Here is a 25,327-nt window from a genome sequence, read left to right on the forward strand (position 1 = left end):
TCGCACCTGTAGCCCTCTCCGAGGGACACAGGTGCGAGCCAGAGATGTTTAACTACGCTTTAGGGCTAACCAGTTTGCTGGTATCAACCAGCCCGGCATATTGCCATCCGGGGTATCCCACCGGTCGCCCCACCGGGGTGCCAGTTTCTTCAGCAATCAAGGCACCGGCAGCCCAATCGTATTCTTGAGTGCCATATTCTGCGTAGGCGTCCAAGGACCCCTCGGCGACCAAACACAAGTCCAAGGCCGCCGAACCAATCCGGCGAATATTGACAAAATCTGGCAGCAGTTCGGTCAGTACGCTTAGTTGGAAGTCACGACGTTCTGCGTCGTAGCCAAAGCCGGTGCCCAACAATTTGGCATCCGACTCTACTGGGCCGGTGAGCTGGGTGATTTTCTTGGTACGTAGATCGTGCTTCCAAGCTCCCTGCCCCCGCCCGGCGAAGTATTCGACCTCCAGCGCGGGTGCAACGATAGCTGCTGCCACCCATACGTCGGTTCCGTCATCTTGTCGCTGGCATACGCCTACCGACGAGCAGTAATACGCGATGTTCCGCACGAAGTTTGTCGTGCCATCCAGGGGGTCAATACTCCAGCGGTAGCCACTGGGATTACTCGGCTTCTGGCTGGGGAATTCTTCACCGGTGAGTTCGTCGTTGGGACGTGCGGTGAAGATCGTGGCACGGATGGCTTCTTCTGCTGCGCGGTCAAAATCGGTAACCCAGTCCCCCGCAGCAGATTTTTCATCAGTATTAAACTTTTGCTCATCACGGCCGGAAAGTACCTGGGCACCGGCCGCAGCAGCCCGACGTGCCAAAAGTACCAGTGGGTCATGCGCTACCTTTTTGTTCTCCACTTAGACTCCTTCACTTGCCTTTATTGCGATCTCGCGTGCGGCATCCGGCCCTTGTTCAATCAACACCACGAAGCCAGCCTCATCCAGTACTGGAACCCCTAGGGACTGTGCCTTATCAAGCTTTGATCCGGCGGCCTCGCCGGCCACCAGAAAATCTGTCTTCTTGGAGACGCTTCCGGTGGCTTTTCCACCGCGGATAATAATTGCTTCTTTAGCGGTGTCCCGGGAGAAATTTTCCAACGTACCGGTGACCACAATGGCCAATGAGTCTAGATGCTTGATGACATTTTCGTCTTGCTCATCTTCCATCTTCACCCCGGCGGCTTGCCACTGGGTGACAATGTCACGATGCCAATCAACTTTGAACCAGTCGACCAAGGCTTCGGCAATAATTGAACCCACCGAATCGATCTGGCTGAGCTCATCGACTGCCGTCGGCGACTCCAAGGCTTTTAGGATTGCGTCCATAGACCCGTAGCGGGTTGCAATGGCGCGTGAAGCGTTAGGTCCAACGTGACGAATCGACAGGGCGACCAAGACGCGCCAGAGTGGATTGCTCTTTGCCTTTTCCAGCTCATCGAAGAGCTTTAACGTGCTCTTGGTAGGCGCCGACGGCTTTTTAGCCGTAGCCTTGGTGTAGAAGTACGGCACCAATTCGAACTTTCCGGTGCCTTCACCCTTGGAGCGTTTTTCGCGCCAGACTTTTACCTCGGCAAGCTGTTCAAGCTTGTCTTTCAGATCAAAAAGTTCAGCTTCGTTACGCAGCGGTCCGGCGCCAGCTGGCAAGATCAAGCCACCCTGAGTGGCAGGGTCTTCACCCGGTCCACTGGTCAATGCCGCAGCAGCCTCGTAGCCCAGCGCTTCGATGTCCAATGCGCTGCGTCCGCCGAGATAGGCCACTCGTTCGGTGAGCTGTACCGGGCACGATTCAGCATTGAGGCAACGAATGTCTACGTCGCCTTCCTTAGCCGGAGCCAGCGGCTGACCACAGGACGGACAAGAAGTAGGCATCACAAATTCACGCAGTTCCGTATTACCCTCACGCAAGGCGAGTACCGGACCAACAATCTCTGGGATCACGTCTCCGGCTTTACGCAGGATCACGGTATCGCCGATCATCACATTTTTAGCCTTAACAACTTCTTGGTTGTGCAAGGTGGCGCGCGCGACAGTGGAACCGGCTACGAGCACCGGCTCCATCACGCCGAAGGGAGTCACTCGTCCGGTGCGGCCGACCTGCACCTGGATATCGAGCAGTTTGGTGTGGACTTCTTCCGGTGGATATTTGTAGGCCACCGCCCAGCGTGGCACACGCGAGGTGTACCCTAGCTGCTCTTGTGTGGCCAGGTCATCAACCTTGATGACAATTCCATCAATGTCGTGGATCAGCTCGTGGCGTTTTTCACCATTCTCGGCGATGAAGTCGGTGACCTCGGAAAGTGAGGTGACTACTCGGCCATAAGGAGAAACTGGCAGACCCCAGCCGCGCATCAGCTCATAGGCTTCGGACTGGTGCGTCATTGCAAAGTCTTTACTACGCCCAAGACCGTGGACAAACATCTTCAGTGGGCGCTTAGCGGTCTGCGCTGGATCCTTTTGGCGTAGTGAACCGGCGGCTGCGTTGCGGGGGTTCGCCAGGGGCGCCTTGCCGTCTGCAATCAGCATCTCGTTGTAGGCGTTGAAATCATCGGTGCCGATGTAAACCTCACCGCGGACTTCAAATTCTTGCGGGTATCCGCTGCCATTCAGTTCTTGCGGGATATCGGCGATGGTCAGCGCGTTATGCGTCACGTCTTCACCGGTGGTGCCGTCGCCTCGGGTGACCGCACGCAACAGCTTTCCGTCACGATAGGTCAGGTTCAGCGCCAACCCATCGATTTTTACTTCGCACAACCATTTCATGGGCATATCTGGATGAAGCTTTAATGCGTTGGCTTGGGCTCTCTCCAGCCACACGGTGAGCTCTTCAATCGAAAAGACGTCCTCTAACGAGTACATCCGGCTGGCGTGAGTTACCGAGGCAAAGGCGCTGCTGACTTCACCGCCGACCTCTAACGTGGGTGAGTCCTGGCCCATCAGAATCGGGTATTGGCTCTCCACCAGCTGCAATTCGTGGAATAGCTGGTCATACTCGGCGTCCGAGACCATCGGGGCGTCCCGCAGATAGTAGGCCTCGCGATGCGCACGCACTTGTTCCACCAGCGTTGCATAGCGCTCGCGAACGCTATCCGGTGGGGTCATCGTGGAGTCTGTTGGTGTTACTGGATTTTCACTCACGTATCCAATTGTGCCCCAACTAGGCGACGCTTTGACCCTTGCGAGCACCGCGTGTTTAAGAGTATGCGGCGGGTAACACGTCGATGACTACCACCGCGATATTATCCCGGCCTCCGGCTTCCAGCGCAGCCTGAGTCAAAACCTGAGAAGCCGCTTCACGTTCCGGATAGGCAATGAGAATTTCTTGGATTGCTTCTTCGGTCAATTCGCCGCTCAACCCGTCACTGCACAGCAGGTAACGATCACCGATGCGCGGCTGCAATACGGTCAAATCCGGTTGGCTGTCGGCCCCGGCACCTAAAGCACGGGTGATCAGGTTACGGTGTGGGTGGCTACGTGCCTCGGCCTCGGTAATCTGACCGGCGTCCACCATTTCCTGCACCGCAGAGTGGTCCCGGGTGAGTTGACGCAGTTCCTTGCCGCGCAGGCGATAGCCGCGCGAATCACCGACGTTGATCAGCAGCAAGCTGGTGTACTCGGCGCTACTTTGGGTTTCCGCACTGACTTTTTCGGTCCGTGCCCGATGCTCGGCCAGCATTTCGGGCGTAATTTTGCTGAGCACATCGGTGTTTTGGCTCATTTTAAAGCTGCCGGTCCACGGTGGGATCACCATTGGCTGGCTCACCTGGTCATGGCCGGGTCCTGCACTGCGAATCAATGCCAGGGCACAGAGCGTGGTGCCACCACGCGATTCCAGCGCATCCCGGATACGGTCATCGGCCAGTTGGACCTGTTTTTGAACTTGTTCGACGGTTGGCAGCCGGCGCGCTATGGTTTTCAGGCTGAAGGTGTTCAGCTCTTCGAGGGTTTCTACGGCCAGCTGACTGGCTACCTCGCCCGCCTCATGGCCCCCCATCCCATCGGCCACCGCCTGAACCACGTCGGTGATCAGGATACGGTCTTGATTGTCCTGGCGTTTGAGCCCGACATCAGTTTGCCCGCAGACGGCCAGGCGGAAGCTTTCGAAGTTCTCTTCAGATTCCATTTAGTCCAGCACCAGCCTGCCACCCTCACCAGCGGAGAGTTCATAGGGTTGAATTTCACCAAAACCACGCACCGAGGTTATTTCTTGAGCAGTGAGGATAAAGCGTGCGTCTTGTTTCAGTGTGTTCGCGGTAACCGCGTCGGTGAGCACCATTCCGGGCTCAGCCAAGGAGGTCAGCCGAGCCGCCAGGTTAACCGTGGGACCGTAAATATCTCCCAGCCGGGAGAGCAAACGTCCCCAGACCACCGCCACACGGGTGCGCGGCAATAGTTCATCGGCTTCAAATTCACGCGAAAGCGCCAACGAAATTTGGGCTCCCGCCTGCGGGGTTTCGGCCACAAATAAGACTTCGTCGCCAATGGTTTTAACTAAACGCCCGCCACCAACGGAAATAATTTCGGCACTCTTAGATTCAAAGCGCTGCACCATCTGGGCTAGGGTGCGTTCGTTCATCCGACGCGACAAGGAGGTGTAAGAAACTAGGTCGGCAAAGCCTACCGCGCGGGCCAGCGGCAGTGGAGTTCCGTCGTCATCACCCGAGTCCTGGTTATAGGCCGCCACCCCGGCTTCGGCGCGTAGTGCAAGGCGGTGAATTCCGGCGTTGAGCTGGCGACGCCAGGAGTAAACCAACAAATCTTCTAACGGACCGATAAGATCAGGCAGACTTTCCAGAAGTTGCCGGCGTGCTTGCCGGTCACTCATATTCTGGTTGGCGACCATATCCTCAACAATCGCCTCGACCTGCCAGACCACCATGCGGTCTGTCATTTGCCCTACCGAGCGCATCAGCGAGATGGCGGTTTCGTCGGTGAGTTTTCCTTCGCGCACCAGATCAACCATCGTCTTCAGGGCTTCGGTATCTCGTCCACTGAAAAACACTTCGTCATCGCCCAGCTCCGGGAAGCCCATGGCGCGCCAAAGTTTGCGTGCCGAGAGCAGCGAAACACCGGCGTCGGCGGCTACCTCACGACGTTTAAACTCGCGTGGCCCGCCAATCAGGCGGTGTTCCAAATCGGCCATGTGATTTTTGACCGCATCCGAGGCATGATGTGGAACCTGGAGCGGACTTTTCATGGCTTGGGCCAATTCGGCGATGGGGTCTAGTTCCGCCGGGTTCTCAGGATTAGGGGTGTGCTCACGGGCTTCTTTGACCGCCTCAGAAGCCGCCTGCGGGGTGTCTGGGCGTGAAGGATTGGAGTTGTCGGTGCTCATAGTCCAATGCCCTCACTGTTCGATGCATCTACCGCGGTGTGTGTTCTCTGATGCTGGTGCACGTTGTTCATCGTCTCGATGGCTAAGGTGCGGAAATAAGATACTGCGGGCACATGCATGATACGCACATGTCCATGGCTTAATACAACGTCTAGGGTCCCGGGTTTCGTGCTAACCGCCTGTTGCTTGGTGTGCGCAATCAAATCACGCACGGAATAAAGACCAATAGAATCCAGGTCCGCGCGACCATAGGAAGTCCGGAATAAGATCCGCTCGGTGGTCAACACGATGCAGGTGCGTAACCAGCGAACCCACGGTGTAACGCACCAGATCAGCACGAGTATGAACCACAGCACTGCAGATAAAATCATCCAGAGCTCAGATTCATTCGTGAGCCAATCGGAAAGGTCTTCACGGGAGAGATAACCAAGTAAAAACGCGCACCCAGCGGTGAGGAATAAAAAGACGGCAAAAGGTTGGCGTAACACTCGGGAATGTTCTCGGGTCTTGATGACCACGCGCTCCCTGTCATGTAACGGCACCTTCATCGTCGAGTTCCTCGCCCCTCCTACCGTAAGTTCTTCCGACCAGTCATCTCATCTAATACTAGTCCGCGTGCTCTGCGCTTGGCTTGTTAAGCGTATTTACCGTCGGCGCGCCGCACATGATGCACGTCGCCGGCCAGAATCCGGTGACTTTGCCCCGCGGCGTCTTGCACAACCAGCGCCCCATCTTCAGCCAGCTGCACGGCTCGACCCACCAAAGTTGATCCGTCGGGGAATTCCACACGCACTTCCTGGTCCAAGGTCGCCAGTCGTTCCGCCACCAGTTCGCGCAGTGACTGGTTCCCAAAAGGTTTCAAGGCCACGTCACTTTGCCCACCCACCGCTCGGAATGCCGCGTCGAGGGCAACAAACTTTCGCAGATATTCGGCAAGCAAGGCCGAACGGTCCACGAGGTTACCGCCGGCTAGTCGAAGCGAGGTTGCTGTTTCCACGGGCAATTCCGCTGCCTCTTGATCAACGTTCATACCGGTGCCCACCACCACGGCAAAACCTTGGGGAGTTTGCACCAATTGTGCCAAAATCCCACAGATTTTGCGGTCACCGGCAAGTAGGTCATTAGGCCATTTGATCCGCGCGTTAACAGGAACGAGCTCCTGGACTGCGTGGGACCAGGCCAACGCCGCCAGCATCGTGTACCAGCTTAACGACTGCGGCTCCATCGTGGTGCCCGGTGAAGCCAAGATGCTCACGGTGATTGCCGACCCGGCTGGCGTCACCCATTCGCGCCCCAGACGCCCCTTGCCCTGTTGCTGGTGCTCACTGAAGTACACGCTCAGATGGCCAGCCAGTCCGTCGCTTGCCAGTTGGGCAAGTTCGGTGTTGGTGGAGCCGGAGCTGGGGACCACCTTCACGAAGCCCAGCCGCAGTTGCGCGGCCAGCTCTTCTAAGGGGGCTGGGTCCAGAGCTGCCCGCGCCGCCGCGGTTTCAGGGTTCATGCTTTAAGCCTATGACATCTCCTGCATTGAGAACTTGTTCTTAGAGGAAGATGTCCTCGATGAGTTCAGCTTGCGGATTTACCGCATATTTCTCCAGGTCTTTGATTCCGCACCCTTCGAGCACCTGCACGTCGGTGAAGAAGTTGCCGCTGACCCCTCGTGGGTCACTGGCAAGAATGCACATCGCGGCGTCCGCCACGATATCGGTGGTGCGGGCGGCTTGGATCATCTTCATTCCACCGGGCATAGCTCGAATGGCGGCGGTATCAATCAAGGTTGCTGGCCACAAGGAATTCACCGCAACACCCTCGTTTTTGAGTTCTTCGGCTAATCCCAACGTGGTCAGTGACATGCCATATTTGGCCATGGTGTAGCCCAGGTGAAGTCCCGCCCAGTGCGGATCTAGATTCAGCGGTGGTGACAGGGTCAGAATGTGAGCGTGTGAGGATTTGCGCAGGTATGGCAACGCCGTTTTTGAGAGCAGGAACGTGCCACGCACGTTGATGTCTTGCATCAGGTCGTAGCGCTTCATGTCCAGGTCATCGGTTTTTGCCAGGTTGATAGCCGAAGCGTTGTTGATGACGATGTCGATGCCACCGAATTTTTCCACCGCCGCGTCCACCGCGCGCTGTACGTCCGCGTCTTCCCGGACGTCGCCGGCGACCGCCAAACCGTGTCCGCCGGACGCGTTAATCTGCTCGACGGCAGTGTGAATGGTGCCTTCCAAGCTGGGGTGCGGCTTATCGGTTTTGGATAGCAAGACGACGTTGGCTCCGGCCTTAGCGGCGGCTAGGGCGATGGCCAACCCAATGCCGCGGCTGCCTCCGCTCATCAATACGGTGCGGCCCTTGAGCCGAGTTATTTCTGGGGCGATCTCACTACGCGATTCATTAGTCATGTGACCTAGGTTACGCGATGTGCTCACGCTAAGCTACTCACGAGTAACTTATTCTGGCGTGCTTCACGTTCACACCACGGGCATTTTGTGAGTTTCCTACAACAAAAACCGCAAATAACCCGGTTAGACTGACTTAGTTGGCATTTTTCTTGTGCCATTCCTACACATCAGCTGAACCCGAGGGAGCCGAAGGTATGACGCAGGGCCACACCGAGACGGACGAAGTAATCGATCTGTCCACCACCGCTGGCAAGCTTGCCGAATTCCGCCGCCGCCAGAACTTGGCGCAGGCACCTTCGGGCGAAGCCGCCATCGAAAAGCAGCACGCCCGCGGCAAGCACACAGCCCGCGAACGCATTAACATGCTGATGGACGAAGATTCCTTCGTCGAATTTGATGCCCTGGCAACACACCGCTCCACTGCTTTCGGCATGGAGAAGAAGAAGCCACTGGGTGACGGGCTGGTCTCCGGTTACGGCACGGTAGACGGTCGCTTAGTCGCGGTCTACTCACAAGATTTCACCGTATACGGTGGCTCACTTTCCCAGGTTAACGGCGAAAAGATCGTCAAGGTCCAGGAATTCGCTCTGCGCAACGGCTGCCCTATTGTGGGTATCCTCGACGGCGGCGGCGCGCGCATCCAGGAGGGCGTCGCCTCGCTGGCGATGTTTGCCGACATCTTCCGTAACAACGTTCACGCCTCAGGTGTTGTGCCGCAGATTTCTTTGATCATGGGCCCTAGCGCCGGAGGGGCAGCTTACTCCCCCGCGCTCACCGACTACGTCATCATGGTCGACAAGACCAGCCACATGTTCATCACCGGCCCAGATGTCATCAAGACCGTCACCGGCGAAGAAATCGACATGGAGTCCTTAGGCGGTGCGCGCCAGCACAACGCCAACACCGGCACCGCCACATACCTGGCCACCGACGAGGAAGACGCGGTGGAGTTCTGCAAGGAACTTCTGGACTTCCTTCCTTCCTCAAACCTCGCCGACGGATTGACCGCGGAATTTGATGAAGATCTGGAAATCAACGAAGATGACCTGTCCCTCGATGCGCTCATCCCCGATTCGGCAAACCAGCCATATGACATGCGCAAGGTGATTGAATCCGTAGTTGACGACGAGCACTTCTTTGAGACGCAGTCACTCTACGCACCGAACGTAATGATTGGTTATGCGCGCGTTGAAGGCCGCACGGTAGGCATTGTGGCTAACCAGCCGATGCAGTTCGCTGGCACCTTAGATATCGCCGCCTCAGAGAAGGCCGCACGCTTCGTGCGCAACTGCGATGCCTTCAACGTTCCACTGCTCACCTTCGTGGATGTGCCTGGATTCTTACCTGGCAAGGACCAAGAATTCCAGGGAATTATCCGCCGTGGCGCGAAGCTGCTCTACGCCTATGCAGAAGCCACCGTACCCAAGCTCACCGTGATCACCCGCAAGGCTTACGGTGGTGCGTATATCGTGATGGGTTCCAAGAAACTTGGAGCGGACCTGAACTTGGCGTGGCCTACCGCGCAGATTGGCGTGATGGGCGCACAGGGCGCGGTCAATATTCTTTACCGTCGCGATCTGGCCGCCGTGGAAGCCGAGGGCGGAGACGTCGAGGCGCGCCGCAGGCAGATCATTGAGGATTATGAGGCAGAGCTGCTTAATCCTTATCAGGCTGCCGAGCTTGGCTACATTGACGCGGTCATCGCACCGAGCGAAACCCGCCTGCAGCTAGTCCGCGGATTGCGCGCACTGCGTGAGAAGCATGCCACCCTGCCTCCAAAGAAGCATGGCAATATCCCGCTGTAAAGCCGGGATTCCGCAGCCAGCATTCACTTTTGAAGGAGTAGCCAGTGACCGAGCAAAGCACCGCACCTGCGGCCGCGCAGATTCAGGTGACCAAGGGTAAACCCACCGCCGAAGAACTCGCGGCGGTAACCGCCCTGCTCACCGCCATGGGCAGCGCCGGGCCTGAAGAGCCCGAAGCTCCTGCGGTACCCGAGCGTATGACTCGACTTCGCAAACGGCGCGCGCTGTCTCCCCGTTTGGGCTGGAGCCTGGGCCGACGCTAAATGATTCGACCCGCAATTTCCCGGTGAGCTACCTTTGGGCAGATCACCGGGAAATTTCATTTTAAGAAGTAGCTTCCAGCAAAAAACCTAAAAGTCTTCAACAAATCTTTCATATCAATTACTGTTAGCTACATGACATCTCCCGCAGCGCAGCGTTCACCCTCGCAGATTGACACCATTGCCGAAAACTTCTTTGCTAGGACCCTGGAGCTTACCCCGGAATACGGTGTTTCATTCGGGTTACCCGGATACGAAGCCGCTTATTCTGACTACTCGCCCAAGGGAACCGAAGCGCAGATCGAATTATTGCGCGAAACCCTCGCAGCGCTAGAGACCTCCACACCCCAGGATGACATCGATACGGTCACTCTTGACGCCATGCAAGAACGGCTTGGATTAGATCTAGAGATCGCGCTTTCGGGTCGCACAGAACTAAATAACATCGCCTGCGCCGCCCAGGAAATCCGTTCGATCTTTGACCTCATGCCACAAGAGCGTGTGGAGGACTTCGAATTTATCGGCATGCGACTAGTTAACGTTCCACAAGCCATTGATGGATACATCTCATCGCTGCGCGAGTCCGCATCCAAGGGACTGGTCGCCGCCAAGCGTCAGGTCAATATCGTCATTGGCCAATGCGAAGACTATGCCAAAGACGGTGGATTCTTTGACAAGTTAGCTAGCGCTGGAGCTGCCCTGGATCCGTCCCTTTCGGTTTCGCTGGAAGCTGGGGCGAACCAGGCAAAGGATGCGTATCAAAAGCTCGCACGGGTACTCAAAGATGAGTTGCTTTCCCAAGCACGCGAGGCCGATGCAGTGGGCCGCGAATACTATTCCCTGATGTCGCGCCGCTTCTTAGGCTCTGCAGTAGATCTTGAAGAAACCTACGCGTGGGGCGTAGCCGAACTGGATGCGATCATCGCCGAACAGCAGCGCGTGGCCGAAAAGATCAAACCCGCAACCAGCATCGAAGAAGCCAAGAAGATCCTCAACGCCGACCCGAAACGCACCCTTGACGGCACCGACGCGCTTAAGACATGGATGCAGGAAAAAGCCGATGCGGCCATCGTGGCACTACGCGACGTGCACTTTGAGATTCCTGCACCAATGGACCGTATCGAATGCATGATTGCTCCGACCGAAGACGGCGGGATCTACTACACCGGTCCTTCCGAAGACTTTGAACGCCCCGGACGGATGTGGTGGTCAGTCCCTCCTGGCGAGGACCAGTTCACCACCTGGGCTGAGCTGACCACCGTGTATCACGAAGGTGTTCCGGGCCATCACCTGCAAATAGCGACCGCTCAGCTGCAGGCCGATACGCTCAACAGCTGGCGCCGGCTGCTGTGCTGGGTTTCCGGTCACGGCGAGGGCTGGGCGCTATATTCCGAACGCCTCATGCACCAGCTGGGTTACCTCGACGACCCAGGCGACTACATGGGCATGCTCGATGCGCAACGGCTGCGTGCGGCCCGCGTAGTCTTTGATATCGGCGTACACCTTGGATTAGAAGTACCTTCCCAGTGGGGCACCGGCACGTGGAACTCAGACAACGGCTACGAATTCCTCAAACAGAATCTGGATATCTCCGAGGGGCAGCTGGACTTCGAATACAACCGCTACCTGGGTTGGCCGGGCCAAGCTCCGAGCTACAAGATTGGGCAGCGCCTGTGGGAACAGGCACGCGACCAGGTGGCCGCGCGTGAAGGCGATAGCTTTAACCTCAAGGATTTCCATACCCGCGCGCTGAGGCTTGGATCTGTAGGGCTCGATACGCTTAACCGCGCGTTATTAGACTAATCCGGTACCGGGCAAATCAACTCTGTTGGCTGTCAGATCTTCTGGCAGCCAACAGATTTAACCACTAAACCTCACGGCGTATAGGTGGAGAGCTGAATCAAGTTTCCACAGGTGTCATCAAATACCGCGGTACTCACCGGACCCATCTGCGTTGGTTCCTGGGTAAATCTCACGCCCAAGGCTGACAATCTTTCGAATTCGCCCTGCAGATCCTGAACCGCAAATGAGGTCAGCGGAACACCATCGGCAAACAGAGCCTCCTGGAACGGGCGCGCGGCCGGATGCGCCGCCGGTTCCAATAAGATCTCGACTCCACCTTGGTCTTCTGGCGAAACCAGGGTCAACCACTTATATTCACCCATTGGTACATCGTGCTTCTTCACAAAGCCAAGTAGTTCGGTGTAAAACTTCTCGGCCTTGGCCTGATCATCAACCAAGACACTGGTGATATAAACCTTCATGTAGCCCTCCATGTTGTTGCGCTGATTGCTCCTCGGCGGTTCCGGTGCTCTTCAGATAATGCATATTTGGTACCCAAAAGCCATCAACTTAGATCTTCTTATGCCCGCACCCTTCCCGGAGCGCAGCTGCATCAAGGAAACTATGCACCGGTTTATTCCAATATTTCTCTAGAATCCGGCTCATTTCAGTGACCCTTCACACAAAAAAGTCACTCTTTCACTGGAATATCCGCTATGCGTCATGTTGCGTAACATTAACTGCAATGGTTCTGCTTTTCCCGCCTACCGTTTTACTCATGTCTAACTCCGCACCATCATCGAGACTGCCTCGTTGGATGACCAGCTTCGGTCCGCAGATTATTGCTGCGTTGATCGTTGGTCTGATCCTCGGCCTAGTCGCAAAGTACACCGGCAGCACCGCCGACGCACCCAACGCCCTGGGTGAAGCACTGCAGATTATTGGATCCAGCTATGTAGCCTTGCTGCGCACCGCTGTCATTCCACTGATCTTCTTCGCCGTGGTCGCTTCCATCGCAAACCTGGCCCAGGTCACCAATGCCGCACGCCTCGCGTGGCAGACCCTGCTCTGGTTCGGCATCACGGCACTGATCTCGGTGACCATCGGCATGGGGTTGGGCGCATTCATGCAACCAGGAGCCAATACCGGCCAGAGTGCCCCGGCCGAATACGACGGCAAGACCGGGGACTGGCTCGGCTTCCTCACCGGCCTGATCCCAGCAAACTTCTTAGGCCTTGGCGCCAGCACCAAGATGGCCGAGGACGTCGCTACCACCTCGATCAGCTTCAACGTATTGCAGATCCTGGTCATCGCCATCGCCGTGGGCATTGCAGCGTTGAAGGTCGGCAAACAGGCCGAACCATTCCTCGCATTCTCCGCCTCAATGCTTTCGATCATCCAGAAGGTGCTGTGGTGGATCATCCGCATTGCCCCACTGGGTACCGTGGGATTGATCGGTAACGCGGTAGCCAGCTACGGCTGGGACACCATCGGCGCACTGGGCAAGTTCACCGCAGCCATCTACATTGGTCTGGCCCTCGTCCTCTTTGCGCTGTACCCGATCTTGGTGCGCAGCCACGGACTGTCAATTAAGCAGTACTTCTCCGGAGTTTGGCCTGCGGTCCAGCTCGGCTTTGTTTCGCGCTCCTCGATCGGCACGCTGCCGTTGACTCAGCGGGTCACCGAACGCAATCTTGGCGTGCCTTCGGCTTACGCTTCCTTCGCAGTGCCATTGGGCGCCACCACCAAAATGGACGGCTGCGCCGCAATCTACCCGGCCATTGCCGCGACCTTCGTCGCGCAGTTCTTCGGCATTGATCTTGGCCTCACCGATTACCTGCTGATCGCCTTGGTTTCGGTATTGGGCTCGGCCGCTACCGCCGGAACCACCGGCGCCGTCGTGATGCTGACCTTGACCCTTTCAACCTTGGGTCTGCCATTGGCTGGTGTGGGTCTGCTGCTCGCAGTTGATCCAATTGTCGACATGGGCCGCACCGCGGTGAACGTCGCCGGTCAGGCCTTAGTGCCAACTATCGTCGCCAAGCGCGAGGGCATCCTGGACATGGAGCTCTACAACGCCCCGCGTAATGGCGATCCCTTCGCCGACGACTCCGTGGCGGCAACTGCCAGCCAGCCTGAAGCAACCTCGGTCACCAGCTAGTTCATCCCCCGGTTTAGTGACCGGAGTATCCAAGCGGTCAGCATTCACCCATCGCGGTGCGTGCTGGCCGCTTGGTTTTAATACACAGCCAAACCCGTGGCGCAGAACACAGTTTTCATTTTGCACAGCGTGCAAGTTTGCACGTAGTGTAATTATGTGACTTCTCAAAGTACCGGCACACGCCGCGAACTCAATAAGCAGGCGACGCATCAAGCGATCGTCGATGCGGCGTTGCAGCTGCTGCGCGAGGGCCACGGCACCGCCATGACTGCCACCCAAATCGCCGAAGCCGCCGGCATCTCCCGGCGCACGCTGTTTAATTACTTCCCCTCCGTGGATGCCATCCTCTCCTATCCGCTGCATGCGGTGCTCGAACATATGGTGGAGACGCTATCGCCGCTGACCGAGCATCTTCCGCTGATGCAAGCGGTGGTGCGCGCGCTTCAATCCGAGCGGGCCACCGAACTTCTAGGCCAGGTCGCCCAATTTGGGGCTTATCTCCGCCAGCAGGCCAGCGGCGGCTGCTACCCGTCAAATTTCATCGCCTGGCAAAGCGCCACCGGCGAGGTCATCGCGAAAATAGTCTCCCGCTACCCACAGGCAGATGCCTACTCGATCCGCGTATTCACGCACGCCACCTTGGGCGCCGGACAGGCGGCCTTCGATACCTGGATTGAGCAGCTTCCCGAGCCTGGCGCCTCGGGACTGCAGATCTCCGATGAACTCATCGAATCCTTCCACCGGCTGATTACCCGCGCCATGGAAACGCTCGACGCGGGTTTTAACTCGCTGCTCCTAACTGCCTCAACCTCGCCTCAGGAAGACTAAGCCATGGCTACATACCTCTACCGCCTCGCCTCGTGGGCGCATAAAAACCGTCTACGCATGCTAGCCATGTGGATTGCAGTCTTCATCGCCATCGGCGTGTGTGCCTCCCTCTTCATGGGACAGCTTTCTAATACCTTCACCCTGCCGGGCACCGAAACCCAGCGCACCATGGACCGGATGAAAAAAGAGCTGCCTGATTTGGCAGGCGGCCAAGGCACCATCGTTTTCCGTGAAGGTTCCAACCGGGCACTGAATGCAGATCAAAAATCCGCGATCCAGGATTCCTTAGAGCAGCTGGCTTTGCACCCACAGGTTGTCGAAGCCATGAGTCCCTTCGACCTGCAAAAGCAGCTTGATGATGCTAAACCGGAACTGGATAAGGCTCAGCAGAAACTGGTCGACGGGCAGCAAGAACTTAACAAGGCTAAAAAACAGATAGCCGATGGCAAGGTGCAGCTGGCCGATGGTAAAGAGAAGATCACCCAGGGGTGGTCCCAGCTCTTTGACGGCACCAAGGAAATCGAGGATGCCCAGCCGCAGATTGACGCGGCAGAAAAGAAACTGGCCGACGGCTGGAGCGAACTGCGCGCAGGCGAGGCCCAACTGAAAAGCGGGCAGGCACAATTTGATGCCGGCGAAAAAAAATACCAGTCAGGTCTGACAGAGTACAACGCTGGATTGACGAAGTACCAGTCAGGCAACAGCCAGTTTGCAGCCGGAGAAAAGCAACTTGATCAGGCCGATGCCAAGCTCGCCGCGGGCGAGAAGGAATACCAGCAGGGTCTGAAACAGCTGCTCGATGGCAAGTCGCGCAGTGCCGTGGAAAAGGAACTAGCCGCCGGCAAAAAGCAGGCCACCGAGGGTCTAGAGAAGGCCGAAGAGGGTCTTAAAACCATCGAGCCGCAAATCTCGGAACTGAACACCCAAATCACCGGTGTTCAGCAGCTGCTGAAGCAGGCCGAAGCCGAGGGCAACGAAGCAGATATTGCTAAGCACCAGGCCACCTTGCAAGTCATGCAGGCAGGTCTTGACCAACTCACCGCTGCCAAGGCCAAAGCGACCGAAGGCAAGACGCAGTCCAACGCCGCGCTGAAACAGATTGCCCAGGCACAGTCGGGGTTCAAGCAGTTAGACGGCGCCCGTAAGGAACTGGATGCCGGCGCTAAAAAAGCCACCGAGGGACGCAAAGACCTCGAAGCCAACCGCAGCCAGCTTACTGCCGCAAAAAAGCAGCTTGATCAGGCAAAAACCCAGCTGGCCTCGGGCAAAAAAGAGCTTGATGCGAATAAGGCAAAACTTGCCCAAGCCCGGGCTCAGCTTGCGTCCGGCCGTGCAGAATTGAACTCCGGACAGGCACAGTTCGACAAGCAAAAAGCCACCTTCGAAGCGGGCAAGGCCCAGCTGGTGACCGCAGAAAAGCAGCTGCGCGACTCTGAGACCACGCTCAAGGAAAAGACCAAGGAGCTGGAAGACGGAGAAAAAGAAATCGTCACCGGCGAAAAGGAGCTTGAACGCGGACGCGCAGAACTAGAGTTCGCCTCCCGTCAGGTCGGCGCCAGCGGAGACATGCGCTTCGTCTCCAACGATGCCTCCACCGCCGTCTCCCAGGTCAGTTTCCGCATTCAAACAGACGCGTTGACCGCCTCGGACCGTGAAGCCATCACCGCGATTGCCGCAGGCCCGCAGGCCACCGGGGTTGAAGTACTCTTCTCCAAGGAGATCCTGCAGGATATTTCCGAGGTCTTTGGCACCGCAGAAATCATCGGTGTGGTCATCGCCGCCGTGGTGCTGCTGGTCATGCTCGGCACGCTTATCGCGGCCGGACTGCCACTGCTCCTGGCACTGCTGGGCGTAGGCGCAGGCGTAGGAACCACGCTGGCTTTCTCCTCGATGTTCTCGATGGCCTCAATTACCCCAGCGCTGGCGTTGATGCTGGGCCTGGCTGTGGGTATTGACTATGCCCTGTTCATCATCCACCGCCACCGTACCCAGCTGCTGTCCGGCATGGAGGTGGGCGAATCCATTGCCCGTGCGGTAGGCACCAGCGGCAACGCGGTGGTCTTCGCAGGTTTGACGGTCATCATCGCGCTGGCCGCGCTGGCCGTACCAGGATTGCCGTTCCTGACCGTACTGGGGTTGTCCGCGGCCTTCACCGTGCTCTGCTCGGTACTGCTGAACATCACCTTGCTGCCGGCCCTCTTGTCCTTCGCCGGTAACAAACTGGTCTCCAAGCGTGCCCGGAAGAACGCGAAAAAACCGGTGGCCAAGGAACCGATCTCGGCACGCTGGGTACGCATGGTTACCAAGATCGCGATTCCGGTCTCCCTGCTGGTGATCGTGGTGCTCGGAGCAATTGCACTGCCGGTCTCACAGATGCGCACCGCACTGCCCGATGGCAGCGCCGAAGCCGCGGATTCGCAAGCCTTCCAGGCCTACCAGCAGACCAGTGACAAGTTCGGCGCCGGCTACAACGGCCCGCTGCTGGTGCTCGCTGATCTGCCCGAGGGGCTCTCCCAGCGCCAGGCAGATACCAAGTCCCTGGACATTGCCGACATGCTGCGCGAGTACCACGGAGTGGTGGCAGCCATCCCGGTCACCATGACCGATGACCGCTCGCTGTCCGCCATTCAGGTGATCCCGGAGGGCGGTCCGGCCTCGGCCGAGACCGAGGCGCTGGTCCACGAATTGCGTGACAACGCCGGAAAGTTCACCGACGCCACCGGAGCAAAGATCGCTGTCACCGGTCAGGTTGCGGCGCAGATTGATGTATCTGAAAAGGTCACCAGCGCGTTGCCGCCATATCTAGCTATCGTGGTGGGACTGTCACTGATCCTGCTGCTGCTGGTCTTCCGTTCGGTAGTTGTGCCACTGCTGGCCACCGGCGGTTTCCTGCTATCACTTGCTGCCGCCTTCGGCGCCAGTGTGATGGTTTACCAGTTCGGCTGGATGTCTTCGGCCTTCGACGTCAATGTCCCTGGTCCGCTGCTCAGCTTCCTGCCGATCCTGCTCACCGGTATCCTCTTTGGCCTGGCCATGGACTACCAGGTGTTCCTGGTTTCGGCGATGCGTGAGCATTACGCCCACGGTGTATCGGCGCGTGATGCGGTGCGTTCTGGGTTCTCCATGGCGGCCCCGGTGGTCACCGCGGCGGCGCTGATCATGATTGCGGTCTTCGCCGGCTTCATCTTCTCGCACCTGTCGATGATCCGCCCGCTGGGCTTTGCGCTGGCAACCGGCGTGCTCTTTGACGCCTTCGTGGTGCGTATGACCCTGATCCCGGCGGTCATGCACCTGCTCGGCGACAAGGCATGGTACCTGCCCAAGTGGCTGGATAAGATCCTTCCAGACGTTGACGTTGAAGGCGCTAAGCTGAACGCAATGCTTGAACGCAAGGCCGAAGAAAACGCAGCTCACAACCCCACCAAGGAGACCGCCAGCGTATGAGCGCCACGATGAACACGCCGCGACTGCTACTTGCCTCCGCTAGTGCCGGAAGGCAGAAGTTGCTGCGCGACGCCGGCTTGGCTTTCACCACGCAGGTCTCCCAGGTAGATGAAGATGCGGCGCTGAGCGCTGCCGAGTCGGAGCATGGGCCGCAAAGCCCGTCGGCCACGGCGCTGCTGCTGGCCAAAGCGAAGGCAGAAAATGTCGCCGCGGATGCCCAGCTTGAGGGTACTTTAGTGCTCGGTTGCGACTCGGTCTTCGAGCTTAATTCCGTGGCCTACGGAAAACCTCATACCGCACAGGTTGCCCGCGAACGCTGGCAAGAAATGAGCGGTGCTACCGGGATCCTGCATTCGGGTCATTGGCTGATCGATACCGCCAACCCGGACTCTGCTACCGGCGAGATCTCATCGACCACGGTGCACTTCGCCACCGTGAGCGACACAGAAATCGAAGCTTACGTGGCCAGTGGAGAACCGTTGCCTTGCGCCGGTGCGTTTACCATTGACGGCTTAGCCTCGGCCTTTATTGAATCCATCGAAGGCAATTTCCAAAACGTGGTGGGTCTCGATATTTTTGTGCTTCGCAAATTGCTCGCCCAGTCAGGTATCAGCATCACCGAGCTGTGGAAATAATCTCTATACATCTTGTTGAACGGCGCTTGGCGCAGCATCCCCTGCGTCAGGCGCCGTTCGCTACCCGCCAGACCGAGAGAACTTAGATCATTGAGTGTCCAACGACGTTTCACCTTGCCCGCAGTGGCCACCGCCGCGGCTTTAGTCCTATCCAGTTGCGCTTCGGATGCCGGTTCTACTTCAGGCTTCGAATCCACCCCTGAAGACACGGTTTACTGTGTTGATCAAGATAACGTCGTAGTTGACGAAGAGCAGTGCAATGACGCTGAAGGCACCTCGGCGCACCATGGCGGTTCGGGTATCGGCACCGCACTCATGTTCTTCATGATTGGCCGCTACGCCGGCGGACTGCGCCCGGGCACCAGGCTTGATCCTAATCAGTCCACGCAGCGTTTCAGCACCACAGACAGTGCTGCCCGGAGCAAGGCTGGACTATCTGGCACGTTCCGTAATGGCTATTCGGCCTCCACCGGAAAACCGGCAGGGTTTGGCTCCAGCAACAAACAGCGCAGCGGCACCGGTCATTCCGGTGGCTTCGGCGGCGGACACACCGGAGGCTAAGCACAGTGCAACGCAAGATGACCACCGCACGCCCTGACTATCTTTCCAAGGTCCAAGCCGCGGGGCTGGTGTACACACACGATGATGCCCACAGTTCTTCACCCCAGCTCTACAGATACTGGCGTGATGACGCCTACTACGAGTTGACCCCTCAAGAAATCGAGGTGCTGCACCAGGCAGCCACCGCGGTGTTCTCGATGCTGGAAGAAGCCGGCGACTACCTGCTCTCCCCCGCCGGCGCCGCGGATCTGGAACGCTTTGGCATTCCGCACCGCGCCATGCGCGCTATCCGCGATAGCTGGAACGAAGAGCCGGCCTGCGGCTCGGTCTACGGCCGTTTCGACTTCCGCTTCGGCGGGCTGACCCACCGCGAACCGGATCAGCGCATCCCGAAACTTTACGAGTTTAATGCCGACACCCCCACCTCACTGGTTGAGTCCTTAGTGCAGTGGCAATGGTTCGAGGATCAGCCGCACCTAGGTTCCAGCCAGTGGACCAATATGTATGAGGATCTGGTGGCGGCCTGGCAGCGGAACCTTGAAATTATCTCCCGCAAGATTGGCGCAGCGCCCACCGTCTACTTCGCCTGCAGCGAAGAAGATACCTCCCACGAGGACCAGATGAATACCCTGGTGTTGCGTGATACCTGCGCCGCGGCCGGATACCAGACCGAAACCATTTATATCGAGAATCTCTGGGTCGATGAGCAGGGACGCTATTGCGCGGGCGAAAACGGCCCGCACATCCAAGTCATCTTTAAGCTCTACCCCTGGGAGCATATGGTGCACAGCGAAAATGCCGATGAGCTTTTCGAAGATATGCGTGACTCGGGATTCGACGGTACCAGCTACCGTGGGGGCACCATCTGGATCGAACCACCGTACAAGATGCTGTGGAGCACCAAGGCGATCTTGCCGGTGCTCTGGAAGCTCTTCGGCGCAGATCCAGAACGCTCCCGATACCTGCTCCCTGCATGGTTTGATGGCCAGGCTCCGTACTACATCCAACACCTTGGCTACGTGCGCAAGCCGTTGCTCAGCCGCGAAGGTGCCGACATCACCATGTACCTGCCAGACGGTGGCCTCACACTAGGTGAGGCTCAAGGTTATGGCGAGGAGGGGTTCATCATTCAAGAGCTCGCCTTGCCTCCGGTGTTCCGCCGCGAGGATGAAGCGACGGACGTCAGCACGGTGCTGGGCATCTGGATGATCGATGGCGAGCCTTCTGGTCTTGCGGTGCGTGAAAGTCAGGGACCGATTACCGATAATTTCGCCAACTTCATCCCGCATGTCATTTCTCGCTAGTCCGTGCAGATTAAATAGCCCACGTTTTTGTAGGAACCCTCTAAAATTTTTGGTCTAACACCCCGGAATTTGCGGATAAGTACATATAGTTCCCACAAAACCGATAGGCTCCTAGGTGAGAAACCGTAACTTTTTAAAGACAAGGTTCACCCATGAATCCATTGACGAAGGTGCTAGTCGCCAACCGCGGCGAGATTGCAGTGCGAATTATCCGTGCGGCACGCGACGAAGGAATCGAGTCGGTCGCTATCTACGCCGATTCGGACCGCGATGCGTTGCACGTGCGACTGGCCGATGAGGCCTACGCACTGGGCGGCACCACGGCCGCCGAATCCTACCTTCGTATCGAGAAGATTCTGGACATCGCGCAGCGTTCCGGTGCCGACGCGGTACACCCCGGCTACGGATTCCTGGCCGAGAACGCCGACTTCGCGCAAGCGGTTATCGACGCCGGACTGACCTGGATTGGGCCAAGCCCACAGGCCATTGACCAGCTTGGTGACAAGGTCAAGGCGCGCCATATCGCTGAAAAGGTCGGCGCCCCGCTGGTTCCCGGCACCAAGGATCCCGTGGCCTCGGCTGACGAAGTTTACGCTTTTGCCGACGAATTCGGTTTGCCGCTGGCCATCAAGGCCGCCTACGGCGGCGGTGGCCGCGGAATCAAGGTAGTTCGCAACCGCGAGGACATCGGCGAGATGTACGAGTCCGCAGTCCGTGAAGCCATTGCGGCCTTTGGCCGCGGCGAATGCTTTGTCGAACGGTTCCTGGACGCTCCGCGCCACGTCGAAACCCAGTGCCTAGCCGATAGCCAGGGCAACGTGGTCGTCATTTCCACCCGCGACTGCTCCTTGCAGCGTCGCAACCAGAAGCTCGTCGAGGAGGCTCCGGCTCCCTTCCTGAGCGAAGAGCAGGTCACCCGGCTCTACGAATCTTCCAAGGCAATCCTGCGCGAAGCAAAGTACACAGGTGCCGGCACCTGTGAGTTCCTCGTCGGACAAGACGGCGTCATTTCCTTCCTCGAGGTCAATACCCGGCTGCAGGTGGAGCACACCGTCTCCGAGGAAGTCACCGGGCTTGATCTGGTGCGCGAACAGTTCCGCATCGCCCGCGGCGAGGAACTGGGCTACACCGACCCCGAGGTCCGCGGCCACTCCTTTGAATTCCGGATCAATGGCGAAGACGCCGGCCGCGGCTTCGTGCCAACCCCCGGCACCATCACCAAGATGAATCTGCCTACCGGTCCTGGCGTTCGCGTGGATTCGGGGATCGAAGCCGGAGAGAGTGTCTCAGGAAACTTTGACTCAATGATCTCCAAGCTGATCGTCACCGGCGCCACCCGCGAGATCGCCGCCGCCCGTGCACGCCGTGCGCTGGAAGAATTTAAGCTCGAAGGTATGGCAACGGTGCTGCCATTCCACCGCGCGGTCATGTCAGATGCCGCGTTCGTTCCAGAATCTGGCCCATTCACGGTCCACACCCGCTGGATTGAAACCGAATTTGCCACCGTCATTGAACCGCACCCAATGCCCATGGCAGAAGCGGAAGAAGCCGACGAACGCACCTCGGTGACCGTAGAGGTTGCTGGCAAGCGCCTGGAAGTCACACTGCCTTCCTCGCTGGGGTCCGTATCGGCCAACGCAGACAAGGGTGCCAAGAAGAAGCGTAAGCCTGGACGCAAGGCCGGGGCTGCGGCCGCCGGCAACAGCGCAGAGCTGCGCTCGCCGATGCAGGGAACTATCGTGAAGGTTGCGGTGGCCAACGGAGATACCGTCGCCGCCGGAGAGCTGATCGTAGTCCTTGAAGCGATGAAGATGGAACAGCCGATTACCGCACACCGTGCAGGTACCGTCCAAGGCTTGGAAGTGAGCCCCGGGGAGTCGCTGTCTTCCGGAGCGGTGATCGCCTCGATCATCGAAGCTGACTAAGTACCCACCGCTAGTTCAGGGGCGTTCAAACGTTAAGCGTTTGGACGTCTCTGTGCGTTTAACCAGCCGGAAAAGGTCTCGCTGCCCAGCCGCGCGCCCGGGCCGGGAAGCAACGAGCCATCACGCATGGCACGGCCCATTGGTCCGGGTAATGGTATTTCGATGACTCGTTTGGCCCGCCCGGCATCGTGTGCCAGCTGGGCGCGCATCAACTCCGCCATTCGCTCCTCACGAGGTCCGGCCAGATCTGCGACCACTCCTTGCGGCTCCCCCGTCGCCAGCTGGACCAGTTCAGCGGCGACCTCGGCGCTGGAAACTGGCTGCGAACGCATGAGTGGGGCAAAGTGCAACGCCCCGATTCCCATCCGCACCGTCAGTTGTCCGGCAAACTCGTGAAACTGCGAGGCACGCAGCAAGGAGTATCCGCCTGTCTGGTCCATCAGCAAACGTTCTTGGGCCGCCTTGCCTGCGTAGTACTGTGCGTCGACAGCCAACGCACCAATTATCGATAGTGCAACGTGGTGGGTACTCCCCACCTGACGTCCTGCTTCCAGTAGATTTTTGGTGGCACGGGTAAAGAACTCCACTGCGGTGCTGGTGCGCATGCTGGGGGTGCTCAACACATCAATGACTGCATCAACACCACTCATCGCATCGATCAGCCCGGTACCGGCCACCACATCGATTCCAGTGCGTCGCGACAGAATCAAAGGAACATGCCCGGCTGATTCAACCGCCGAAACGACTTGACGGCCAATCGTCCCAGTTCCACCTGCGATAGCGATTTTCATGGGCTTAACCTATCTTGGGGTCTTGCATGCCACTATAAAAATGAGGCTCTTTACTCCTCTTCAGACTCTACGTCGGGCCAAGATTGATTCGCAATGATTCACACATTTGTGGATCAAAAAGTCGAATAACCTTCTGTTCAAATTACACGTTAAAATTTCCTTTCCGAGTAGTCCACAGCCCGTGAAAACCCCGCCAAAATGTCGGTACCACACGGGAAAATAGACTATGAGCATCCAGCATGCATTCACCAACGACGACGACGAACACCGTCTACCGCTGAACCCGCCAGGAACCAGGAACATCTCCCACCTCGACGGGCCATTAACTAGCGCGATTGAACACGACAACGAATTCGCGCAAGTCCTGGAACTGGCCTCCACCCTCTACCACGGACCCCCACGCACCGACCCCAGCCAAGGACTCACCGAGCTGCAAGCCATCGCCTACCTGCGCCGTGCCCTCGACGCAGCAGAAGCGATAATCCTCACCGACAGCATCGAACTCGTCGCCCACGCAGCAGCTGAATACGCTGCCGACACCGCCAGCACCGCCCCGGCAGGTGAAACACAGGAGCAACGCGACCAGCGCATCAGCGCCCACTACTACGGCGTGGACCCGGCCAGCGACCAGATCATCACCTCCAGCTTCGTCGCTGAAGCGGCCGTCGCCTTACGAGAAACGGTCGAGAAAACACGGTCGAAACTGTTCACCGCCAAAGGGCTGCGCTACCTTTGCCCCGACACGTTGAACGCGTTATCGCGCGGGCTGATCACCACGAAAGCCGCCCAGGAGATGGTAAAGCAAACCCAAGACCTGGCGCCCCAGGACATCGCCCGGATGGAGCACTCACTGTTGCCGGTCGCCAAGACCGCCAGTGATGCGAGCTTCAGCCAGCGCGCCCGCCGGCTGCACCGTAAATTGGATCCTGTTTCGGCGGCTGAGCGGCACGAATCTGCGAAAGACGCACGGTGCGTGACGGTGTGGGATGAACCTGACGGGATGGCCGCGTTGAAACTGTACGCGCCAGCCCAGGACGTGTACTCGATTTATCACACGGTGAAAGCTTTCGCCGGCCACGACGTCGATCCCGACGATACCCGGACCCAGGCGCAGTGTGAGGCAGATATTCTGTGTGACGCTCTCATAGATGGGTGGCCGGATACTGGTGGGACACCGTTGAAGCCGCGGGTTGTGGTGACCATCCCGGCGGTGGAAGCACTGGTTAATCCTCACCGGGGGTTGGCTGAGCTTGAAGGGTATGGTCCGATTCCGATAGGGGTGGCGTTGCGCCTGGCGCAGGATGCGCCGTCGATGCTGCGGGTGCTCACCGATCCGTGGACCGGGGCGGCGATTGATGTGGGACGCAAGAAGTATCGTCCGTCGGTGGCGTTGAAAGACTTGCTGATGGTCCGTGACCGGTGCTGCCGTTTCCCTGGGTGCCGGCGTACCGCGCAGAGTTGCGAGGTGGATCATATTGATGAATGGGCTAAAGGCGGGCATACCAGTGGTGCTAATTCGCAGTTGTTGTGCAAGCGGCATCAGATGTTCAAGCATGCGTTGGGGTGGCAGTCGATTGGCCGGCCTGATGGGTCGGTGTGTTGGCGCACTCCGCATGGGCTGAATTATGTGTCGGTGCCGGGCGGGGTGGATGATGTTTCTGGTTTTGAGCATATTCATGATCGGACGCCGTTGTTGGAGGTGGGGATGACTGATCAGGTGCGTAGGGTGCTGGGGTACTCTGATCCAACTGATCCGCCTGAACGGTTAGCCAGCTAGAGGCTGGCTGTTCTTGAAACATCGTTGAGTGACTGAATTTTTCAGTCACTGCCGCAGGATCACATCACCTATTTCGAGTTTTGTTCTCACCCCTATGTTTCAGTGGTTTGCGTCTACTGAACCGAGGTGGTGGTTGGTTCGTCGAGTGTTGTTAGCCGGTTGATTAGACATCCCTTTGACTGAACGAAAAACTCAGTCAATGTCAGGGCGTTAAGGTCCTGATTGAAAGCTGCATAAGTGAATGAAAATTTCGTTCACTTATCTGGCCGGGATCTTATAACCTTGTTGTTGCCTAAGGCCGGTGCAGGCGGCTTACTTCAGGCAC

The 25,327-nt window shown here is 58.0% G+C and carries 20 protein-coding genes; 11 read left to right on the forward strand and 9 right to left on the reverse strand.

The genetic code is table 11. The features are described from left to right. Positions 1 to 52: 52 nt before the first annotated feature. The 7 genes from VJ369_RS10375 to VJ369_RS10405 form a co-directional block, all read right to left on the reverse strand. Positions 53 to 856 (reverse strand): inositol monophosphatase family protein, encoded by an 804-nt coding sequence (locus VJ369_RS10375; RefSeq protein WP_324091988.1) that lies wholly within the window; start codon positions 854 to 856, stop codon positions 53 to 55. After that, on the reverse strand, positions 857 to 3,097 hold the full coding sequence (gene ligA / locus VJ369_RS10380; RefSeq protein ID WP_324092103.1) for an NAD-dependent DNA ligase LigA: 2,241 nt from the start codon (positions 3,095 to 3,097) through the stop codon (positions 857 to 859). It lies immediately after the preceding gene. Between the two features lie 91 nt (positions 3,098 to 3,188). Beyond that, the gene (locus VJ369_RS10385; protein ID WP_324091989.1) at positions 3,189 to 4,118 is read right to left on the reverse strand and encodes a serine/threonine-protein phosphatase; all 930 of its coding nucleotides are present in this window, start codon (positions 4,116 to 4,118) and stop codon (positions 3,189 to 3,191) included. Then, the gene (locus tag VJ369_RS10390; protein ID WP_324091990.1) at positions 4,119 to 5,330 is read right to left on the reverse strand and encodes an adenylate/guanylate cyclase domain-containing protein; all 1,212 of its coding nucleotides are present in this window, start codon (positions 5,328 to 5,330) and stop codon (positions 4,119 to 4,121) included. After that, the gene (locus VJ369_RS10395; protein WP_324091991.1) at positions 5,327 to 5,848 is read right to left on the reverse strand and encodes a hypothetical protein; all 522 of its coding nucleotides are present in this window, start codon (positions 5,846 to 5,848) and stop codon (positions 5,327 to 5,329) included. Before VJ369_RS10395 ends, VJ369_RS10390 begins: the two co-directional genes overlap by 4 nt. A 116-nt stretch (positions 5,849 to 5,964) precedes the next feature. Next, positions 5,965 to 6,831 carry a biotin--[acetyl-CoA-carboxylase] ligase gene (locus tag VJ369_RS10400; protein ID WP_324091992.1) on the reverse strand — a complete coding sequence of 289 codons (867 nt, stop codon included), beginning with the start codon at positions 6,829 to 6,831 and terminating at the stop codon, positions 5,965 to 5,967. A gap of 40 nt (positions 6,832 to 6,871) precedes the next feature. After that, entirely contained in the window at positions 6,872 to 7,729 is an 858-nt protein-coding gene (locus VJ369_RS10405) for an NAD(P)-dependent oxidoreductase (RefSeq protein WP_324092104.1), read from the reverse strand. Positions 7,730 to 7,923: 194 nt separating this feature from the next. Here VJ369_RS10405 and VJ369_RS10410 point away from each other — a divergent pair, with 194 nt between their 5' ends. The 3 genes from VJ369_RS10410 to VJ369_RS10420 all read left to right on the forward strand — a co-directional run bounded on the left by VJ369_RS10410 (position 7,924) and on the right by VJ369_RS10420 (position 11,597). Further along, entirely contained in the window at positions 7,924 to 9,534 is a 1,611-nt protein-coding gene (locus tag VJ369_RS10410; RefSeq protein WP_324091993.1) for an acyl-CoA carboxylase subunit beta, read from the forward strand. Between the two features lie 44 nt (positions 9,535 to 9,578). After that, positions 9,579 to 9,797, forward strand: a complete 219-nt coding sequence (locus tag VJ369_RS10415; protein WP_324091994.1) for an acyl-CoA carboxylase subunit epsilon — start codon at positions 9,579 to 9,581, stop codon at positions 9,795 to 9,797. A 132-nt stretch (positions 9,798 to 9,929) separates the two neighbouring features. Further along, positions 9,930 to 11,597, forward strand: a complete 1,668-nt coding sequence (locus tag VJ369_RS10420) for a DUF885 domain-containing protein (RefSeq protein WP_324091995.1) — start codon at positions 9,930 to 9,932, stop codon at positions 11,595 to 11,597. 71 nt (positions 11,598 to 11,668) lie between these two features. Here the strand turns inward: VJ369_RS10420 and VJ369_RS10425 are convergent, their stop codons facing one another. Then, positions 11,669 to 12,058 (reverse strand): VOC family protein, encoded by a 390-nt coding sequence (locus tag VJ369_RS10425; protein WP_324091996.1) that lies wholly within the window; start codon positions 12,056 to 12,058, stop codon positions 11,669 to 11,671. A 296-nt stretch (positions 12,059 to 12,354) separates the two neighbouring features. Between VJ369_RS10425 and VJ369_RS10430 the strand changes: the two genes are divergently transcribed. From VJ369_RS10430 to VJ369_RS10460, 7 genes are all read left to right on the forward strand, one after another. Next, on the forward strand, positions 12,355 to 13,737 hold the full coding sequence (locus VJ369_RS10430) for a dicarboxylate/amino acid:cation symporter (RefSeq protein ID WP_333615170.1): 1,383 nt from the start codon (positions 12,355 to 12,357) through the stop codon (positions 13,735 to 13,737). Positions 13,738 to 13,893: 156 nt separating this feature from the next. Continuing rightward, complete coding sequence (locus VJ369_RS10435) at positions 13,894 to 14,565, forward strand: TetR family transcriptional regulator (protein WP_324091998.1); 672 nt, start codon at positions 13,894 to 13,896, stop codon at positions 14,563 to 14,565. A gap of 3 nt (positions 14,566 to 14,568) precedes the next feature. Further along, positions 14,569 to 18,009 (forward strand): MMPL family transporter, encoded by a 3,441-nt coding sequence (locus VJ369_RS10440; RefSeq protein ID WP_324091999.1) that lies wholly within the window; start codon positions 14,569 to 14,571, stop codon positions 18,007 to 18,009. Beyond that, positions 18,006 to 18,644, forward strand: coding sequence for a nucleoside triphosphate pyrophosphatase (locus VJ369_RS10445; protein ID WP_324092000.1), 639 nt, complete (start codon positions 18,006 to 18,008; stop codon positions 18,642 to 18,644). The genes VJ369_RS10440 and VJ369_RS10445 overlap by 4 nt, the downstream gene beginning before the upstream one ends. Positions 18,645 to 18,734: 90 nt before the next feature. Further along, positions 18,735 to 19,205 carry a hypothetical protein gene (locus VJ369_RS10450; RefSeq protein ID WP_324092001.1) on the forward strand — a complete coding sequence of 157 codons (471 nt, stop codon included), beginning with the start codon at positions 18,735 to 18,737 and terminating at the stop codon, positions 19,203 to 19,205. Positions 19,206 to 19,210: 5 nt separating this feature from the next. Further along, positions 19,211 to 20,509: a glutathionylspermidine synthase family protein gene (locus VJ369_RS10455; protein WP_324092002.1), complete on the forward strand. Its 1,299-nt coding sequence runs from the start codon at positions 19,211 to 19,213 to the stop codon at positions 20,507 to 20,509. Positions 20,510 to 20,661: 152 nt separating this feature from the next. Continuing rightward, complete coding sequence (locus VJ369_RS10460) at positions 20,662 to 22,434, forward strand: acetyl/propionyl/methylcrotonyl-CoA carboxylase subunit alpha (protein ID WP_324092003.1); 1,773 nt, start codon at positions 20,662 to 20,664, stop codon at positions 22,432 to 22,434. A 32-nt stretch (positions 22,435 to 22,466) separates the two neighbouring features. Here VJ369_RS10460 and VJ369_RS10465 read toward each other — a convergent pair whose 3' ends face one another. Beyond that, the gene (locus VJ369_RS10465) at positions 22,467 to 23,225 is read right to left on the reverse strand and encodes an SDR family oxidoreductase (protein WP_324092004.1); all 759 of its coding nucleotides are present in this window, start codon (positions 23,223 to 23,225) and stop codon (positions 22,467 to 22,469) included. Positions 23,226 to 23,451: 226 nt separating this feature from the next. On the opposite strand from VJ369_RS10465, the gene VJ369_RS10470 reads away from it, so the two are divergent. After that, positions 23,452 to 25,002 (forward strand): HNH endonuclease signature motif containing protein, encoded by a 1,551-nt coding sequence (locus tag VJ369_RS10470; protein ID WP_324092005.1) that lies wholly within the window; start codon positions 23,452 to 23,454, stop codon positions 25,000 to 25,002. The last annotated feature ends 325 nt before the right edge of the window (positions 25,003 to 25,327 follow it).

It is taken from the genome of Glutamicibacter sp., from assembly GCF_035257265.1.
GTDB lineage: Bacteria > Actinomycetota > Actinomycetes > Actinomycetales > Micrococcaceae > Glutamicibacter.

What these genes read in the sequence shown, in the direction of transcription:
- VJ369_RS10445 (WP_324092000.1), top strand. Translation starts at nt 18,006, where the DNA reads ATGAGCGCCACGATGAACACGCCGCGACTGCTACTTGCCTCCGCTAGT.
- VJ369_RS10470 (WP_324092005.1), top strand. Translation starts at nt 23,452, where the DNA reads ATGAGCATCCAGCATGCATTCACCAACGACGACGACGAACACCGTCTA.
- VJ369_RS10430 (WP_333615170.1), top strand. Translation starts at nt 12,355, where the DNA reads ATGTCTAACTCCGCACCATCATCGAGACTGCCTCGTTGGATGACCAGC.
- VJ369_RS10420 (WP_324091995.1), top strand. Translation starts at nt 9,930, where the DNA reads ATGACATCTCCCGCAGCGCAGCGTTCACCCTCGCAGATTGACACCATT.
- VJ369_RS10400 (WP_324091992.1), bottom strand. Translation starts at nt 6,831, where the DNA reads ATGAACCCTGAAACCGCGGCGGCGCGGGCAGCTCTGGACCCAGCCCCC.
- ligA (WP_324092103.1), bottom strand. Translation starts at nt 3,097, where the DNA reads ATGACCCCACCGGATAGCGTTCGCGAGCGCTATGCAACGCTGGTGGAA.
- VJ369_RS10405 (WP_324092104.1), bottom strand. Translation starts at nt 7,729, where the DNA reads ATGACTAATGAATCGCGTAGTGAGATCGCCCCAGAAATAACTCGGCTC.
- VJ369_RS10440 (WP_324091999.1), top strand. Translation starts at nt 14,569, where the DNA reads ATGGCTACATACCTCTACCGCCTCGCCTCGTGGGCGCATAAAAACCGT.
- VJ369_RS10410 (WP_324091993.1), top strand. Translation starts at nt 7,924, where the DNA reads ATGACGCAGGGCCACACCGAGACGGACGAAGTAATCGATCTGTCCACC.
- VJ369_RS10460 (WP_324092003.1), top strand. Translation starts at nt 20,662, where the DNA reads ATGAATCCATTGACGAAGGTGCTAGTCGCCAACCGCGGCGAGATTGCA.
- VJ369_RS10425 (WP_324091996.1), bottom strand. Translation starts at nt 12,058, where the DNA reads ATGAAGGTTTATATCACCAGTGTCTTGGTTGATGATCAGGCCAAGGCC.
- VJ369_RS10390 (WP_324091990.1), bottom strand. Translation starts at nt 5,330, where the DNA reads ATGAGCACCGACAACTCCAATCCTTCACGCCCAGACACCCCGCAGGCG.
- VJ369_RS10465 (WP_324092004.1), bottom strand. Translation starts at nt 23,225, where the DNA reads ATGAAAATCGCTATCGCAGGTGGAACTGGGACGATTGGCCGTCAAGTC.
- VJ369_RS10385 (WP_324091989.1), bottom strand. Translation starts at nt 4,118, where the DNA reads ATGGAATCTGAAGAGAACTTCGAAAGCTTCCGCCTGGCCGTCTGCGGG.